The sequence below is a fragment of the Hydrogenophaga sp. YM1 genome, assembly GCF_016903055.1.
Taxonomy (GTDB): domain Bacteria; phylum Pseudomonadota; class Gammaproteobacteria; order Burkholderiales; family Burkholderiaceae_C; genus Hydrogenophaga; species Hydrogenophaga borbori.
In genome coordinates this window covers 1,541,278-1,558,304 of the sequence record NZ_CP070223.1, presented here as the reverse complement: position 1 = coordinate 1,558,304, position 17,027 = coordinate 1,541,278, and the positions used below count along the sequence as shown (strand labels likewise).

Sequence of the window (17,027 nt, the reverse complement as noted above, 5' to 3'; positions counted from 1 at the left end):
TTGTCGCCGCCTCGACACGCAAAAAACGAACGGTCGTGCGAAACTCGATTCACACGCAACCCGGGGCCCGTTGGGGCCCCGCCGAGGAGACACACGATGGATCTGGCCTTCACGCCTGAGGAGCAGGCGTTTCGCGACGAGATACGCGCCTGGGTGCGCGCCAACCTGCCCGCCGAGATCAGCCACAAGGTGCACAACGCCCTGCGCCTGACGCGCGACGACATGCAGCGCTGGGCGAAGATCCTGGGCAGGAAGGGCTGGCTGGGCTACGGCTGGCCCCAACAGTTCGGCGGCCCGGGCTGGAGCGCGGTGCAGAAGCACCTGTTCGAGGAGGAATGCGCCCTGGCCGGCGCGCCGCGCATCGTGCCCTTCGGGCCGGTGATGGTGGCGCCGGTCATCATGGCCTTCGGCAACAAGGAACAGCAAGAACGCTTCCTGCCCGGCATCGCCAGCGGCGAGGTCTGGTGGAGCCAGGGCTACAGCGAGCCGGGCTCGGGCTCGGACCTGGCCTCACTCAAGACGCGCGCCGAGCGCAAGGGCGACAAATACATCGTCAACGGCCAGAAGACCTGGACCACGCTGGGCCAGTATGGCGACTGGATGTTCAACCTCGTGCGCACCAGCACCGAGGGCAAGCCGCAGACCGGCATCTCCTTTCTGCTGCTGGACATGAAGTCCAAGGGTGTCTCGGTGCGCCCCATCAAGCTGCTGGACGGCGAATGCGAGGTCAACGAGGTCTTCTTCGACAACGTCGAGGTGCCGGCCGAGAACCTGATCGGCGAGGAGAACAAGGGCTGGACCTACGCCAAGCACCTGCTCAGCCACGAGCGCACCAACATCGCCGACGTGAACCGCGCCAAGCGCGAGCTGGAGCGCCTCAAGCGCATCGCCAAGACCGAGGGCGTGTGGGACGACACCCGCTTCCGCGACCAGATCGCGCTGCTCGAGGTGGACGTGGTGGCACTGGAGATGCTGGTGCTGCGCGTGCTCTCGGCCGAGAAGTCGGGCAAGAACTCGCTGGACATCGCCGGCCTGCTCAAGATCCGCGGCAGCGAAATCCAGCAGCGCTACAGCGAGCTCATGATGCTCGCCGCCGGCCCCTACAGCCTGCCTTTCATCGAGGAGGCCATGGAAGCCGGCTGGCAGGGCGACTTCCCCGGCGGCGTGCTGGCCAACGCGCCGCTCGCCTCCACGTACTTCAACATGCGCAAGACCACGATCTACGGCGGCTCCAACGAGGTGCAACGCAACATCGTGGCGCAGACCGTGCTGGGCTGAGGAGACAAGAATGGACTTCGATTTTTCCGACGACCAGGTCGCGCTGCGCGACGCCGTGCAGAAGTGGGTGGAGAAGGCCTACAGCTTCGAGCGCCGGCGGGCCATCGTGCAAGCCGGCGGATTCGACCGCGGCGCCTACGGCGAACTTGCCGACCTGGGCCTGGCCGGCCTTTACGTGGACGAAGGCAACGGCGGCCTGGGCATGGGCCCCGTCGAGGCCATGGTGGTGATGGAGGAACTGGGCCGCGGCATCGTGCTGGAGCCGCTGGCGCAGACGCTCATCGCCAGCGGCGTGATCGGCGCCTATGGCGCGGACGACGTGAAGGCCGGCTGGCTGTCCCGCATCGCCAGCGGCGAGGCCCTGGTGGTGCTGGCGCTGCAGGAGCGCGGCGCGCGCTACCGGCTCGACCGACTGGCCGCCACCGCCAGCCAGTCGGGCGGCGCCTGGACCGTGTCCGGCCACAAGCACCTGGTGGCCGCGGCCGACCGCGCCGACGTCTTCCTCGTGCCCGCCGTGGCCAACGGCCAACCCGCCCTGTTCCTGGTGGAGGCCGACGCCAGCGGCGTGAAGACCACCGGCTATCCCACGCAGGACGGCAGCCGCGCCGGCGACCTGGCGCTGGACAAGGCCCCGGCCGTGCTGGTCACCGCCAATGGTCAGGCCGCGCTGGAGCACGCGGTGGACATCGGCATCGCCGCCACCTGCGCCGAGGGCGTGGGGGTGATGGAGCAGACGCTGGCGCTCACGGTGGACTACATGAACACGCGCAAGCAGTTCGGCGTGGCCATCGCCAGCTTCCAGGCCCTGCGCCACCGCGTGGCCGACATGAAGATGCAGCTGGAGCTGGCACGCTCCATGAGCTACTACGCCAGCCTGAAGCTCAACGCCCCCGCGGCCGAGCGCCGCGCCGCCATGGCCCGCGCCAAGGTGCAGCTGGGCAACGCCATGCGCTTCATCGGCCAGCAATCGGTGCAGCTGCACGGCGGCATCGGCGTGACCGACGAGTACATCGGCAGCCACTACTTCAAGAAGCTCACCCAGCTGGAAATGACGTTCGGCGACACCCTGCACCACCTGGGCGAGGTGTCCGGGCGCATGCAGGACACCGCTGGCGTGTTCGCCTGACCCCGCGCCGCGCCTGCGGCGCGTCACCCCCTCAAGGGGGCAACGCCAGCGGCCCGGCAACGCCGGTTCCGCGGCGTTTCTGGGTCAGGCATGCAGGCGCGACGACTTCGGCAGGTGCGCCATCAGGAACTCCATCTGGTCCGCCAGGATGCGGCGGTTGCGCAGGATGAAGTCCTCCCACAGGCTGGGCACGTAGGGCGTGTACAGCAGCGGCATGTGCGCCTGCTCGGGCGTGCGGTTGCCCTTGCGGTGGTTGCACGACTTGCAGGCCGTCACCACGTTCATCCAGGTGTCGCGCCCGTTCTGGCCGAAGGGCACGATGTGCTCGCGCGTCAGGTCTTCCTCGTGGAAATGGTGGCCGCAATAGGCGCAGACGTTGCGGTCGCGCGAGAACAGCTTCTGGTTCGTGAGCGTGGGCCGCAGCTCGAAGGGGTTGATGCGCGGCACGCCCTGGGTGCCGATGATCGAATTGACCGTGATCACCGACTGCAGGCCCGTGACGGCGTTGTGGCCGCCGTGGAACACCGCGATCTCGGCACCCGCCTCCCAGCGCACCTCCTCGGCCGCGTAGTGCAACACGGCTTCTTCGAGGCTGATCCAGGACTGGGGCAGTCCCTGCGCCGAGAGTTTCAAGACCTTCAAAACGGGCTCCTTCGTGCGTCAAGACACCAGAAAGACCCGGAACCCGCATGGAGCCCGGGGCCTGCGTTTTCGTGTGCCAATATAACAACCTTCGACGACGAATCCGCGTCCATGCGGGACAAGCCCCCGCGATGTGACAAACCTTCCCGCCCCGCCCTTCCCCATGCAAATCCTCCGCGGCCTCTGGAACCGCCCCCACGGCACGCCCGACGGCGTGCGCGGCTGCGCCCTCACCATCGGCAACTTCGACGGCGTGCACCGTGGCCACCAGGCCATGCTGGCGCTGCTGCGCAACGAGGCCCGCCACCGCGGCGTGCCCAGCTGCGTGATGACCTTCGAGCCGCACCCGCGCGACTACTTCGCCGCCCGCCACCGCAAGCCCGAGCTGGCGCCCGCGCGCATCGCCACCCTGCGCGACAAGCTGGAGGAGCTGCAGCGCTGCGGGGTGGACCGCTGCGTGATCCTGCCCTTCAACGAGCGCCTGGCCTCGCAGACCGCCGCCTCCTTCATCGAGGACACCCTGGTCGGAGCCCTGGGCGTGCGCTACGTGCTGGTGGGCGACGACTTCCGCTTCGGGGCCCAGCGCGCGGGCGACTACGCCATGCTCGACGCGGCCGGCGCGCGCCAGGGCTTCGACGTGGCGCGCATGCAGAGCTACGAGGTGCACGGCCTGCGCGTGTCCAGCTCGGCCGTGCGCGAGGCCCTGGCCGAAGGCCGCCTGGACGACGCCGCCGCCCTGTTGGGCCGGCCCTACGCCATCAGCGGACACGTGGTGCATGGGCGCCAGCTGGGCCGGGCGCTGGCCGAGTCAGCCCCAGGCCGCCACGACGGCTTTCGCACCCTCAACCTGCGCTTCGCGCACTGGAAGCCGGCCGCCAGCGGCATCTTCGCGGTGCTGGTGCACGGCCTGTGGGACGAGCCCCTGCGCGGCGTGGCCAACCTGGGCGTGCGGCCCTCGCTGGACCCGAACGACGTCAACGGCGGGCGTGTGCTGCTGGAAACCCATTGCCTGGACTGGCCCGCGGCCTTGTCCCAGCGCCTGCCCGGCGGGGAGGCCTACGGTAAAATCGTGCGCGTGGAACTGCTGCACAAACTGCACGACGAGCTGAAGTACGACAGCCTCGATGCCCTCACGCAAGGCATCGCCAAGGACGTCGCCGACGCCCGCGCGTTCTTCGAGGCCATGCACGGTCGCACCCACCGGCAGACCACACGCGACCGAATTTGACGACCGCCCCCTGGCGGTGGTTGCCCTTCCACAGGCTCGGGGCACGCGCCCGTCGTCTCCCTTTTCCCGCCCACGCCCCGTGGGCCGAGCTTGGCCCCTGCGATCACGCCACACACCATGTCCGAGACGAAGAACGCCTACCCCGTCAACCTGCTGGACACGCCCTTCCCCATGCGCGGCGACCTGCCCAAGCGCGAGCCGGGCTGGGTCAAGCAGTGGAACGACGAGGGCCTGTACCAGCGCCTGCGCGACGCACGCCGCGGCGCCCCGCTGTTCGTGCTGCACGACGGCCCGCCCTACGCCAACGGCCAGATCCACATGGGCCACGCCGTCAACAAGGTGCTCAAGGACATGATCGTCAAGAGCCGCCAGCTGGCCGGCTTTGACGCGCAGTACATCCCGGGCTGGGACTGCCACGGCCTGCCGATCGAGAACGCGATCGAGAAGAAGCACGGCCGCCACCTCAGCCGCGACGAGATGCAGGCCAAGAGCCGCGCCTACGCCACCGAGCAGATCGACCAGCAGCGCGCCGACTTCAAGCGCCTGGGCATCCTGGGCGACTGGGAGCGCCCCTACCTCACCATGGCCCCGGCCAACGAGGCCGGCGAAATCCGCGCCTTCAAGCGCGTGATCGAGCGCGGCTTCGTCTACCGGGGCCTCAAGCCCGTGTACTGGTGCTTCGACTGCGGCAGCTCGCTCGCCGAATTCGAGATCGAGTACGCCGACAAGCAGAGCGACACGCTGGACGTGGCCTTCGAGACCGACGACGCCGGCCAGTTGGCCGCCGCCTTCGGCCTGGCCGCCCTGCCGCCCGGCAAAAGCGGCTTCGCCGTCATCTGGACCACCACCGCCTGGACCATCCCGGCCAACCAGGCGCTCAACGCCCACCCCGAGCTCAGCTATGCCTTGGTCGACACGCCCAAGGGCTGCCTGGTGCTGGCCGAAACCCTGGTCGAGAAGTGCCTGGAGCGCTTCGGGCTGGAAGGCACGGTCCTGGCCGTCACCAAGGGGGAGCAACTGGGCGGCCTGAACTTCCGCCACCCGCTGTACGAGGCGGACAAGGGCTACCGGCGCCTGTCGCCCGTGTACCTGGCCGACTACGTGAGCGACAGCGACGGCACGGGCATCGTGCACTCCTCGCCCGCCTACGGCCTGGACGACTTCAACTCCTGCATCAGCAACGGCCTCAAGGTCGAGGACGTGCTCAACCCCGTGCAAGGCAACGGCGTCTACGCGGCCGACTTCCCGCTGTTCGGCGGCCAGCACATCTGGAAGGCCGTGCCGCACATCATCGCGGCGCTCAAGGCCGCCGGCCGGCTCATGAGCACCGTGGGCATCACCCACAGCTACCCGCACTGCTGGCGCCACAAGACGCCGGTGATCTACCGCGCCGCCGCGCAGTGGTTCATCCGCATGGACGAGGGCGAGGGCGTGTTCACCAAGGACAAGGCGCCCAAGACCCTGCGCCAGACCGCGCTCGAGGCCATCGACCACACCGGCTTCTACCCCGAGAACGGCCGCGCGCGCCTGCGCGACATGATCGCCAACCGGCCCGACTGGTGCATCTCGCGCCAGCGCAGCTGGGGCGTGCCCATCCCCTTCTTCCTGCACAAGGCCACGGGCGAACTGCACCCGCGCACCATGGAGATCCTCGACCAGGCCGCCGCCATCGTCGAAAAAGGCGGCATCGAGGCCTGGAGCCGCGCCACCACAGAAGAAATCCTGGGGGCCGAGGACGCGCCGCAGTACGACAAGAGCAGCGACATCCTCGAGGTCTGGTTCGACTCCGGCTCCACCTTCTCGCACGTGCTGCGCGGCAGCCACGCGCACGCCTACCCCAACGGCGCCTTCCACTCGCAGGGCCCCGAGGCCGACCTCTACCTCGAAGGCCACGACCAGCACCGCGGCTGGTTCCACAGCTCGCTGCTGCTGGGCTGCGCGCTGTTCGACCGCGCGCCCTACCGCGGCCTGCTCACGCACGGCTTCACGGTGGACAGCCAGGGCCGCAAGATGAGCAAGTCGCTGGGCAACGGCATCGACCCGCAGGACGTGAACAAGAAGCTGGGCGCCGAGATCATCCGCCTGTGGGTGGCCGCCAGCGACTACTCGGGCGACATCGCGGGCGACGACAAGATCCTCGCGCGCGTCGTCGACGCCTACCGCCGCATCCGCAACACCCTGCGCTTCCTGCTCGCCAACCTGAGCGACTTCGACGCCGCGAAGCACGCCGTGCCGCTGAAGGACCTGCTGGAGATCGACCGCTGGGCCCTGGCGCGCACCGCGCAGTTCCAGGCCGAGGTGACCGCGCACTACGACCGCTACGAGTTCCACCCCGTGGTGGCCAAGCTGCAGGTCTTCTGTTCCGAGGACCTGGGCGCCTTCTACCTCGACGTGCTCAAGGACCGGCTCTACACCAGCGCCGCCGGCAGCCACGCCCGCCGCAGCGCGCAGACCGCGCTGCACCTGGTCGCGCACGCCATGCTGCGCTGGATGGCGCCCTTCATGAGCTTCACCGCCGAGGAGGCCTGGCCGGTGCTCGCGGGCGCGGCCAACAAGGGCTCCATCTTCTTCGAGACCTGGGCCGACCTGCCGCCGCCCGAGGAAGGCCTGCTGGCCAAATGGACGCGCCTGTGCGAGATCCGCAACCTCGCCAACAAGGAGATCGAGAACCTGCGCACCCAGGGCGCCGTCGGGTCCTCGCTGCAGGCCCTGCTCAGCATCACCGCGCCGGCCGACGACGCCGCGCTGCTGCGCTCGCTGGGCGACGACCTGCGCTTCGTCACCATCACCTCGGCCGCCGACGTGGTCGACGGCGACGAACTGGCCGTGAAGGTCACCCCGGCCACCGCACCCAAGTGCGAGCGCTGCTGGCACTACCGCGAGGACGTCGGCCAGGACCCGGCCCACCCCACGCTCTGCGGCCGCTGCACCAGCAACCTGTTCGGCGCGGGCGAAACCCGCACCGTGGCCTGATGGCACGCGCCAGCCTGCGCGCCATCGCGCCCTGGCTCGGCCTGGCCGCCGTGGCCTTCGCGCTGGACCAGCTCACCAAGTGGCTGATCCTGGCCACGTTCGCGCTGGGCGACAGCGTCGTGGTCACGTCCTTCTTCAACGTGGTGCGGGTGCACAACGAGGGCGCGGCCTTCTCCTTCCTCGCCGGCGCCAGCGGCTGGCAGCGCTGGTTCTTCACCGGCATCGGCGTCGCCGCCTCGGTCTTCATCGTCTGGATGCTGCGCAGCCACCCGGGACAGAAGTTGTTCGCCTTCGCGCTGGCCTGCATCCTGGGCGGCGCCATCGGCAACGTGATCGACCGCCTGGTGCACGGCTACGTGGTGGACTGGCTGGACTTCCACTGGTCCTTCCTCGCCGGCCTGTTCCCGGGCGGGCACTTCCCGTCCTTCAACCTGGCCGACACCTTCATTTCCATCGGCGCGGCCTGCCTGATCCTCGACGAGGTCCTGCGCGTGCGGAAGTCACGCGCCGCCCAGGCCCATTGAGGCCGGCGCTCGCGGCCTCGGCCGCGCGATGACAGAATGCCCGCTCATTCGTCATCCGAGGAGACACCCATGCCCGGCCTGCTGCCCGACGTCGACCCCGACGGCCTGTACGAGTTCTCGGTGGTCTACACCGACCGCGCGCTCAACCACATGTCCAAGCGCTTCCAGGGCGTGATGACCGGCATCTCGTCCCTGCTCAAGCGCGTGTATGGCGCGCACGCCGCGGTGCTGGTGCCCGGCAGCGGCACCTTCGGCATGGAATCGGTGGCGCGCCAATTCGCGCACGGAAAACACGTGCTGGTCATCCGCAACGGCTGGTTCAGCTACCGCTGGACCCAGATCTTCGAGATGGGCTCGATCCCCGCGAGCCACACCGTGATGAAGGCTCGCCCGCAGCACAAGGGCCCGCAGGCCCCCTGGGCACCCGCCCCGATCGACGAGGTGGTGGCCACCATCGCGCGCGAAAAGCCCGCGCTGGTGTTCGCCCCGCACGTGGAAACCGCGGCCGGCATGATCCTGCCCGATGGCTACCTGAAGGCCGTGGCCGACGCGGTGCACGCCGTGGGCGGCCTGTTCGTGCTCGACTGCATCGCTTCGGGCGCGATGTGGGTGGACATGAAGGCCACCGGCGTGGACGTGCTGGTCAGCGCGCCGCAGAAGGGCTGGAGCAGCTCGCCCTGCTGCGCGATGGTGATGCTCAGCGAGCGAGCGCGCCACGCGATCGACGCCACGCAGAGCACCAGCTTCGCCATGGACCTGAAGAAGTGGCTGCAGATCATGGAAGCCTACGAGGGCGGCGGCCACGCCTACCACGCCACCCTGCCCACGGACGCGCTGGCGCGTTTGCACGCCACCATGCTGGAGACCGAGGCCTACGGCTTCGCGCGCGTGCGAGACGAGCAGATCGCGCTCGGCCAGGCCGTTCGCCAGCTGGTGGAGCACCACGGCTTTCCCAGCGTGGCGGCCGAGGGCTTCAAGGCCCCGGGCGTGGTGGTGAGCCACACCACCGACGCCGAGGTGCAATCGAGCAAGGCCTTCCTGGCCCTGGGCCTGCAGACCGCCGCCGGCGTCCCGCTGCAGTGCGACGAAGGCCCGGACTTCAAAACCTTCCGCCTCGGCCTGTTCGGCCTGGACAAGTGGCACGACGTGCCGGCCACGGTGGCGCGGCTGGAGGCCGCCCTGCAGCGCATCGCGCCCGTGCGCGAGGCCCGGGCGGCCTGAGCGGGCCCGCGCCGCCTCAGGGCAGCAGCACCGTGCAGCCCGTCGTCGCGCGGGCTTCCAGGCTCTCGTGGGCCTTCTTCACATCGGTCAGCGCGAAGCGCTGGTCGATGCGGATCTTCACCTGGCCGCTCGCCACCACCTCGAACAGCTCGTCGGCCATCTGCTGCGTGCGCTCGCGGTTGTTGATGTGCGTGAACAGGGTCTGGCGCGTCACGTAGATCGAGCCCTTGGCCGCCAGGATGCCGGGCGCGAACGGCGGCACCGGCCCCGAGGCGTTGCCGAAGCTCACCATCAGACCGAAGGGCCGCAGGCAGTCCAGCGACTTGTCCCAGGTGTCCTTGCCGACCGAGTCGTACACCACCTTCACGCCCTGCCCGCCGGTGATGGCCTTCACCCGCGCGGCGAAGTCCTCGGTGCGGTAGTTGATCGCGTGCTCGGCGCCGTGCGCCAGCGCCAGCTGGCACTTCTCGGCCGAGCCCGCGGTGGCGATCAGGCGCAGGCCCAGGGCCTTGGCCCACTGGCAGGCGATCAGGCCCACGCCACCGGCCGCGGCGTGGAACAGCACGAAATCGCCCGCTTCCAGGCCCTCCACCGGCTTGCAGCGGCGCAGCAGGTACTGCGCCGTCAGGCCCTTGAGCATCATGGCCGCGCCGGTCTCGAAGTCAATGGCATCGGGCAGCTTGCACACGTTCATCGCCGGCATCACGCGCGCGTCGCTGTAGCTGCCGGGCGGGTTGGCCGCGTAGGCCGCGCGGTCGCCCACCTTCAGGTGCGTCACACCCTCGCCCACGGCCTCCACCACGCCCGCGCCCTCCATGCCCAGCGACAGCGGCAGGGGGAAGGGGTACAGGCCCGTGCGCTGGTACACGTCGATGAAGTTCAGGCCGATCGCGTGGTGGCGGATGCGGATCTCGCCCGGGCCGGGCTCGCCCACCGCCACGGTGTCGATCACGAGTTGCTCGGGGCCGCCGGTGGCGTGGATGCGGACGGCGCGGCTGCTGGTGCTCATGGGGGTCTCCTCGTTGGGGGTTCGGTCGGGGGCGATGCTGCCACGAATCCCCTCGGCCTCCGCGCCGGCGCGCGGGCGGCCCCGCGCCAGGGCAGGTCTTCGTCCCCTTGCTACAGTCGCGCCCCATGTCCGCTGCATCCAACGGCCGGTTGACGCCGTCCACCGTCGCCCTGCTCGTTCTGCCGCCGCTGTTCTGGGCCGGCAACGCGGTGGTGGGGCGGCTGATGAACCAGACCGTTCCGCCGAGCACGCTCAACTTCATGCGCTGGGCGCTGGCGCTGTTGGTGCTGCTGCCCCTGGCCTCCTGGGTGCTGCGCCCGGGCAGCAGCCTGTGGCCGAACTGGCGGCGCTTCGCGCTGCTCGGCGCGCTGGGCGTGGGCAGCTACAACGCGCTGCAGTACCTCGCGCTGCGCACGTCCACGCCCCTGAACGTGACCCTGGTGGCCGCCAGCATGCCGGTGTGGATGCTGCTCGTGGGGCGGGTGCTCTATGGGGTGCCGGTGTCGCGCCGCGCGGCCGCCGGTGCCGCGCTCTCGCTCTGCGGCGTGGCCGTGGTGCTGTCGGGCGGCAGCCTGGCCCGCTTGCTGGCCGTGCAGCTCGTGCCGGGCGACGGCTGGATCCTGCTGGCCGCGCTGGTCTGGTCCTGGTACAGCTGGCTGCTGGTGCGCCCGCCCGAGGGCGGCGACCCGCCCGACATCAAAGGCGACTGGGCCGCCTTCCTGATGGCCCAGGTGGCCCTGGGCCTGGTCTGGTCGGGCGGCCTGGCGGCGCTCGAATGGGTCTACCTGCCGGCGGCCGATCTGCACATCCGTTGGGGCTGGCCGCTGGTGGCCGCCCTGGCCTACTTCGCCCTGTTCCCCTCGGTGCTGGCCTACCGCTGCTGGGGCGCGGGCGTGGCGCGCGTGGGGCCCGCCATGGCCAGCTTCTTCACCAACCTCACGCCGCTGTTCGCGGCCGTGCTGTCGGCCGCGATGCTGGGCGAGCCACCGCGCTGGCACCACGTACTGGGCTTCGCGCTGATCGTGGGCGGTATCCTGGTGTCGACACCGCGCGCGAAGCGCTGAGCCGGGCGGCACTCAGAACGTGCCCGGGTAGGCGCCGCCGTCGGCCAGCACGTTCTGGCCCGTGATGTAGCCGGCCTGCGCGCTGCACAGGAAGGCGCAGATCGCCCCGAATTCGGCCGGCTCGCCGAAGCGCTTGGCGGGCACGGCCTGGCGGCGGCCATCGGCGATGGCCTCGTAGCTCTTGCCCTGCTTGTGCGCCAGGCCGCCGAGCGTGGTGCGCAGGCGGTCGGTCTCGAAGGCGCCGGGCAGCAGGTTGTTGATGGTCACGCCGCGCGCGGCGATCTCGCTGCGCGCCAGGCCGGCGACGAAGCCCGTGAGCCCGCTGCGCGCGCCGTTGGACAGGCCCAGCACCTGCAGCGGCGCCTTCACCGCGCCCGAGGTGATGTTGACGACGCGCCCGAAGCCCCGTTCGGCCATGCCGTCCACCGTGGCCTTGATGAGTTCGATCGGCGCGAGCATGTTGGCGTCCAGCGCGGCGATCCAGGTGTCGCGGTCCCACTGGCGGAAGTCGCCGGGCGGCGGGCCGCCGGCGTTGGTGACCACGATGTCGAAGGCCTTGCCGGGGCCGCCGGCCACGCCGAAGGCCGCCGCGCGGCCCTCGGGGGTCGTGATGTCGGCCGCCACGGGCAAGGCCGCCACGCCCGGGTGCGCGGCGCGGATGGCCTGGGCCGCGGCCTGCAGCGCCTCGGCGCCGCGCGCCACCATCACCAGGTTCACGCCCTCGGCGGCCAGCGCCTGCGCGCAGCCCAGCCCCAGGCCCTTGCTCGCGCCGCCGACCAGCGCCCATTTGCCTTTGATGCCCAGATCCATGTCGATCAATCTCCCGTGTCGATGGGTTTGGCCGCCGCCCGGGGCGTGCCGAAGCGCGTCACCAGGAACACGCCCGAGAGCACGAGCACCGTGCCCACGACGATCCAGCCGTTGAAAGGTTCGCCCAGAATGAACACGCCCATGAGGATGGTCGACATGGGGCCGAGCATCCCGGTCTGCGCGGCCAGGCCGGGGCCGATGCGCTCGATGGCCATCATCACCATGAGCACCGGCGCGAAGGTGCACAGGGTGGCGTTGAGCAGCGACAGCCAGATGACCTCGGGCGCCACCGTGGCGGCCGACAGCGGGCGCAGCAGCAGAAACTGCGCGATGCACAGCACGCAGGCCACGCTGGTGGCCAGGCCCACCAGGCGCGTGGAGCCCAGGCGCTTGACGAGTTCGCCGCTGTAGACGAGGTAGATGGCGTAGCTGATGGCGCTGGCGAACACCAGGAAGGCGCCCAGGGCGGCATTGGGGCCCTGCTCGCCCAGCTCGTGCCCGAAGACCAGCAGCACGCCGGCGTAGCTCACGGCCATGGCGATGGCCTGCAGCGCGCCGATGCGGCGCCGGTACAGCAGCCAGCCGAGCAGCAGCACCAGGGTGGGGTTGAGGTAGAGGATCAGGCGCTCGAGGCTGGCGGTGATGTACTCCAGGCCCCAGAAGTCCAGGAAGCTGGCGAGGTAGTAGCCGGTGAGGCCGAGGCCGAGCACGCCGAGCCAGTCGCGCCGCGTCAGGGGTTCGGGCCGCTTCGCCAGGCCGGGGCGGTGGGTGGACCACCAGGTGAGCGCCAGGAACAGCGGCAGCGCGAACAGCATGCGGTACATGATGAGCGTGACCGCGTCGACGCCGTAGCGGTACGCCAGCTTGACGATGATGGCCTTGCCGCTGAAGGCGATGGAGCCGAGGATGGCGAGGGTGAGGCCGGAGGCCAGGTGGGGGTGGGGGGCGGCGCGCGACATGAAGCCGCCGATTATCGATCCCGGCCCATGGGCGCCGGGGACCGTGGGCTATTGCACCGGCGGCGTGCAGGCCAGCACCTCGTCCAGGGTGGTCAGCCCCTCGGCCACGCGCGCCGCGCCGGCCAGGCGCAGGGGCCGCATGCCGTCCGTGACCGCCTGCGCCCGCAGGGCCTCCAGCCGCGGCTCGCGGATGACCTGGTTCTTGAAGGCCTCGCTGACCGTGAGCAGCTCGTACAGGCCCATGCGCCCACGAAAACCGGTCATGCGGCAGTCCACGCAGCCCACCGGCTGGTAGGGCCGGTAGCCGCCCGTGATCTGCCAGGGCTTCACCAGTTCGGCCAGTTGCTCGCGCGCCTGGGCCGCCTCGTCCTTCTCCACCCGCGTCTTGCAGGCGGGACATAGGGTGCGCACCAGGCGCTGGGCCAGCACGCCCAGCACCGTGGCGTTGATGAGGTAGGGCGCAATGCCCAGTTCCATCAGGCGCATCACCGCCGAGGGCGCGTCGTTGGTGTGCAGCGTGGAGAACACCAGGTGGCCGGTGAGCGCCGCCTGCACCGCCATCTCGGCGGTGGCCAGGTCGCGGATCTCGCCCACCATGATGATGTCCGGGTCCTGCCGCATCAGCGCGCGCAGGCCCTGGGCGAAATCCAGGTCCAGGTGCGGCTGCACCTGCGTCTGGTTGAAGGCCGGCTCGATCATCTCGATCGGGTCCTCCACCGTGCTCACGTTCACCTCTTCCGTGGCCAGGCGCTTGAGCGTGGCGTACAGCGTGGTGGTTTTGCCCGATCCCGTGGGCCCCGTCACCAGCACGATGCCGTGCGGCCGGCGCGTGAGGCCTTCCCAGCGCGTGGCGTCGTGCGCGCTGAAGCCCAGCGCCGCCAGGTCCTTCACCGTCGACTCGGGGTCGAAGATGCGCATCACCAGCTTCTCGCCGAAGGCCGTGGGCAGGGTGGACAGGCGCATCTCCACCTCGTCGCCCTTGGCCCCGCCCATGCCGGGCTTGAGCGTCTTGATGCGGCCGTCCTGCGGCCGGCGGCGCTCCACCACGTCCATGCGGCCCAGCAGCTTGATGCGCGCGGTCATCGCGTTCATCACGCCCAGCGGCAGCTGGTACACCGGGTGCAGCACGCCGTCGATGCGGAAGCGGATCACGCCCTGTTCGCGGCGCGGCTCCAGGTGGATGTCGCTGGCGCGCTGGTCGAAGGCGTACTGCCAGAGCCAGTCCACCACCTGCACCACGCCCTGGTCATTGGCGTCGATCTGCTTGTTGCCCTTGCCCAGCTCCACCAGCTGCTCGAAGCTCTGGAAGCCCGCGGCGCCGCCGGTCTTGCTGGCCGCGCGCACCGACTTGGCGAGCGCGAAAAACTCGGCCGTGTAGCGCGTGATCTCGGCCGGGCTGGAGAGCACCAGGCGCACGGTCTTGCGCGTCTGGCGCTCGACCTCGCCCACCCAGTCGGTGATGAAGGGCTCGGCCGTGGCCACCACCACCTCGGCCGGCCCCACCTGCACGGGCAGCACCTTGTGGCGCTCGGCGTAGGCCGCGCTCATCACGTCGGCCACCTTGCCCACCTCCACCTTCAGCGGGTCGATGCGCAGGTAGGTGAGGCCGCAGCGTTGCGCCAGCCATTGGGTGAGGGCCTCGGCGTCGAGCACATGGCCGTCGGCCGCGCGCGCCATGCCCACCACGGCCAGGCGCTGCAGGGGGTGCTGCGCGCTGTGGGCGGACGAGATGCGCGCCTCGGTGCGGCGCGCCTCGTCTTCGCCGATGACACCGTCCTCCTTCAGCCAGCGCAGCACCAGCCGCCAGTCGAGCGGGCCGTTGGGGGCGGTGGTCGCGGCGGCGGGAGCGGAGGCGGTCTTCATGCTTATTCGCGAACGGGTTTGAACAGGCGCATCCACTTGACGGCGGGCAGGCCCCAGCGCTGCTGCACGGCCTCGGCGCGCGCCAGCAGTTCGAGCCGCGAAGGGCGCGAGGCGTGGCGTTGGGCCAGCACCACCGTGTTGCCTTCGCGCGTGGGCCGGAAGGCCCAGACCGCGTCTTCGCCAAAGGCCTCGGCCAGGCTGGCCAGCGAGCGCGCGTAGCTCGAGTCGCGACCGAACAGGTTGACCGTGAGGCAGCCCTCGTCGCTGAGCGCGTCGCGGCAGTCGGCGTAGAAGCCGGCCGAGTCGAGCACGGGGGCGGCGGCCTCGTGGTCGTACAGGTCGACCTGCAACGCGTCGTAGCGCGCGCGGTGCTCGTCGCGGCGGATCAGCTCGCCGGCGTCGCCCATCAGCACGCGCAGGCGCGCGCCGTCGGGCGGCAGCTTGAACCAGCGGCGGCACACCGCCACCACCTGGGGGTTGATCTCGATCGCGGTGGTGTCCATGCGCAGCCGCTTGTGGCTGAACTTGGTGAGCGCGGCCGAGCCCAGGCCGAGCTGCAGCGCGCGGCGGTGCGCCACCGAGTCGGGCTCGACGAACAGCAGCCAGGCCATCATGCGCTGCACGTATTCCAGCTCGATGTCGAAGGGCGCGTCGAGCAGCATGGAGCCCTGGACCCATTCGGTGCCCAGGTGCAGGAAACGGACCTCGCCGTCTTCGGAGATGTTGACTTCGGGCAGGGGATTCGTGTTTTTCATCGGTGCGCAGCGCTACCTTCGGGGCCGCGGCCTGGCCGCGAGGGAACCATCAACCACCGGGAAGGCAGGAGCCATTATGAACACGGAAGTCATCTGGAACTTCATCGTCACGCAGGGGGCCGACTTCGGCCTGAAGGTGCTGGGCGCGATCGCGGCCTGGATCATCGGGCGCTGGCTGATCGGCATCGCGGTGCGCCTGATCGGCGTGGCCATGGAGCGCGGCGGCCGCATCGACATGACGCTGATCCGCTACCTCAAGTCCATCCTGTCCGTGCTGCTGACCGTGGTGCTGATCATGGCCATCCTGGACATCTTCGGCATCCGCACCACCTCCTTCGCGGCCCTGCTGGCGGGCGCGGGCCTGGCCATCGGCGCGGCCTGGAGCGGCATGCTCGCCAACTTCGCGGCGGGCATCTTCCTGCAGGTGCTGCGGCCCTACAAGGTGGGCGACTTCATCAGCGCCGGCGGCGTCACGGGCACGGTCAAGGAACTGGGCCTGTTCGCCACCACCATCCTCACGCCGGACAACGTGACCACCATCGTGGGCAACAACAAGGCCTTCGGCGACAACATCCAGAACTACAGTACCGAGGCCTTCCGCCGCGTTGACTGCGTGGCCAAGGTGGCCAACGGCGTGGACGTGAACGACGCCATGCAGCGCCTGCGCACGGCGGTGGCCGCCATCCCCAATGTGAAGGCCGCGCCCGCGCCCGACGTGGAGATCCTGCAGTTCACGCCCGAAGGCCCGCTGCTGTGCGTGCGTCCCTACACGCACACCGACCACTACTGGCAGGTCTACTTCGACACGCACCGCGCCATCGTGAGCACCTTCGGCGCGGCCGGCTACCCGGTGCCCGAAACGCCGGTGCTGCACCGCACCGTGGCGGCCTGAGGGCGGTCCGCCTCAGGTGCCGGCGATGTCGCGCTCGGCCTGGCGCCGGGCGCGCCAGGCGCCAAAGATGGCGATCAGGCCCGGCACGAGGATCAGCGCCCAGATGATCTTGCTCAGGTTGGCCTGCACCCAGGGCAGGTTGCCGAACAGGTAGCCCGCGCCCACCAGGCCGATCACCCAGATCAGCGCGCCAATCACGTTGTAGGCGGTGAACTTGGCGCGCGTCATCTCGGCCACGCCGGCCACGAAGGGCGCGAAAGTGCGGATGAAGGGCATGAAGCGCGCCAGGATGATGGTGATGCCGCCGTAGCGCTCGTAAAAGGCGTGCGCCTGGTTGAAGGCGTCCTTGTTGAACAGGCGCGACTTCTCCCACTGGAAGACCTTGGGCCCGAAGTAGCGGCCGATGGAGTAGTTGGTCTGGTCGCCCAGGATGGCCGCCACGACCAGCAGCGCCATGGCCAGCGGCAGGCTCATGAGCCCGGCGCCGCACAGCGTGCCCACCACGAACAGCAGCGAGTCGCCCGGCAGGAAAGGCATGACCACCACGCCCGTCTCGGTGAAGATGATGAGGAACAGCAGCGCGTACACCCACATGCCATAGGTCTGCACGAAGGCCTGCAGGTGCTGGTCGACGTGCAGGATGAAGTCGATGAGGAAGGTGATCAGTTCCATGGGCGGGCATT

The 17,027-nt window shown here is 69.9% G+C and carries 15 protein-coding genes; 8 read left to right on the top strand and 7 right to left on the bottom strand.

The annotated features are described in order from the left end of the window. Positions 1-96 precede the first annotated feature (96 nt). On the top strand, positions 97-1,278 hold the full coding sequence (locus JNX00_RS07470) for an acyl-CoA dehydrogenase family protein (RefSeq protein ID WP_204744564.1): 1,182 nt from the start codon (positions 97-99) through the stop codon (positions 1,276-1,278). Between the two features lie 10 nt (positions 1,279-1,288). Beyond that, complete coding sequence (locus JNX00_RS07465) at positions 1,289-2,404, top strand: acyl-CoA dehydrogenase family protein (RefSeq protein ID WP_204744563.1); 1,116 nt, start codon at positions 1,289-1,291, stop codon at positions 2,402-2,404. Between the two features lie 84 nt (positions 2,405-2,488). Here JNX00_RS07465 and JNX00_RS07460 read toward each other — a convergent pair whose 3' ends face one another. Further along, the gene (locus tag JNX00_RS07460) at positions 2,489-3,046 is read right to left on the bottom strand and encodes an HNH endonuclease (RefSeq protein ID WP_070400619.1); all 558 of its coding nucleotides are present in this window, start codon (positions 3,044-3,046) and stop codon (positions 2,489-2,491) included. 163 nt (positions 3,047-3,209) lie between these two features. On the opposite strand from JNX00_RS07460, the gene JNX00_RS07455 reads away from it, so the two are divergent. The 4 genes from JNX00_RS07455 to JNX00_RS07440 all read left to right on the top strand — a co-directional run bounded on the left by JNX00_RS07455 (position 3,210) and on the right by JNX00_RS07440 (position 8,992). Beyond that, positions 3,210-4,274, top strand: a complete 1,065-nt coding sequence (locus JNX00_RS07455; RefSeq protein WP_070400620.1) for a bifunctional riboflavin kinase/FAD synthetase — start codon at positions 3,210-3,212, stop codon at positions 4,272-4,274. 117 nt (positions 4,275-4,391) lie between these two features. Then, positions 4,392-7,247, top strand: a complete 2,856-nt coding sequence (gene ileS / locus JNX00_RS07450; RefSeq protein ID WP_204744562.1) for an isoleucine--tRNA ligase — start codon at positions 4,392-4,394, stop codon at positions 7,245-7,247. Then, positions 7,247-7,771, top strand: coding sequence for a signal peptidase II (gene lspA / locus JNX00_RS07445; RefSeq protein WP_070400622.1), 525 nt, complete (start codon positions 7,247-7,249; stop codon positions 7,769-7,771). Before ileS ends, lspA begins: the two co-directional genes overlap by 1 nt. 69 nt (positions 7,772-7,840) lie before the next feature. Next, the gene (locus tag JNX00_RS07440; RefSeq protein WP_204744561.1) at positions 7,841-8,992 is read left to right on the top strand and encodes an aminotransferase class V-fold PLP-dependent enzyme; all 1,152 of its coding nucleotides are present in this window, start codon (positions 7,841-7,843) and stop codon (positions 8,990-8,992) included. A 16-nt stretch (positions 8,993-9,008) separates the two neighbouring features. Here the strand turns inward: JNX00_RS07440 and JNX00_RS07435 are convergent, their stop codons facing one another. Then, positions 9,009-10,001, bottom strand: a complete 993-nt coding sequence (locus JNX00_RS07435; RefSeq protein WP_070400625.1) for a quinone oxidoreductase — start codon at positions 9,999-10,001, stop codon at positions 9,009-9,011. Positions 10,002-10,126: 125 nt separating this feature from the next. Between JNX00_RS07435 and JNX00_RS07430 the strand changes: the two genes are divergently transcribed. Continuing rightward, a complete protein-coding gene (locus JNX00_RS07430; RefSeq protein ID WP_204744560.1) occupies positions 10,127-11,065 on the top strand; it encodes a DMT family transporter in 939 nt (312 codons plus the stop codon). A gap of 12 nt (positions 11,066-11,077) precedes the next feature. Here JNX00_RS07430 and JNX00_RS07425 read toward each other — a convergent pair whose 3' ends face one another. Genes JNX00_RS07425 through JNX00_RS07410 form a run of 4 tightly spaced genes read right to left on the bottom strand, consistent with a single transcriptional unit; the run spans position 11,078 to position 15,452 of the window. Continuing rightward, positions 11,078-11,875: an SDR family oxidoreductase gene (locus JNX00_RS07425; protein ID WP_204744559.1), complete on the bottom strand. Its 798-nt coding sequence runs from the start codon at positions 11,873-11,875 to the stop codon at positions 11,078-11,080. Between the two features lie 5 nt (positions 11,876-11,880). Next, positions 11,881-12,834, bottom strand: coding sequence for a DMT family transporter (locus tag JNX00_RS07420; RefSeq protein WP_070400627.1), 954 nt, complete (start codon positions 12,832-12,834; stop codon positions 11,881-11,883). A gap of 48 nt (positions 12,835-12,882) precedes the next feature. Then, a complete protein-coding gene (locus JNX00_RS07415) occupies positions 12,883-14,697 on the bottom strand; it encodes a GspE/PulE family protein (protein WP_204744558.1) in 1,815 nt (604 codons plus the stop codon). Between the two features lie 2 nt (positions 14,698-14,699). Then, positions 14,700-15,452, bottom strand: a complete 753-nt coding sequence (locus JNX00_RS07410) for a spermidine synthase (protein ID WP_070400629.1) — start codon at positions 15,450-15,452, stop codon at positions 14,700-14,702. 76 nt (positions 15,453-15,528) lie between these two features. Between JNX00_RS07410 and JNX00_RS07405 the strand changes: the two genes are divergently transcribed. Continuing rightward, on the top strand, positions 15,529-16,344 hold the full coding sequence (locus tag JNX00_RS07405; RefSeq protein ID WP_070400630.1) for a mechanosensitive ion channel family protein: 816 nt from the start codon (positions 15,529-15,531) through the stop codon (positions 16,342-16,344). Positions 16,345-16,356: 12 nt separating this feature from the next. Here JNX00_RS07405 and JNX00_RS07400 read toward each other — a convergent pair whose 3' ends face one another. Then, positions 16,357-17,016: a DedA family protein gene (locus tag JNX00_RS07400; protein ID WP_204744557.1), complete on the bottom strand. Its 660-nt coding sequence runs from the start codon at positions 17,014-17,016 to the stop codon at positions 16,357-16,359. Between the last annotated feature and the right edge of the window lie 11 nt (positions 17,017-17,027).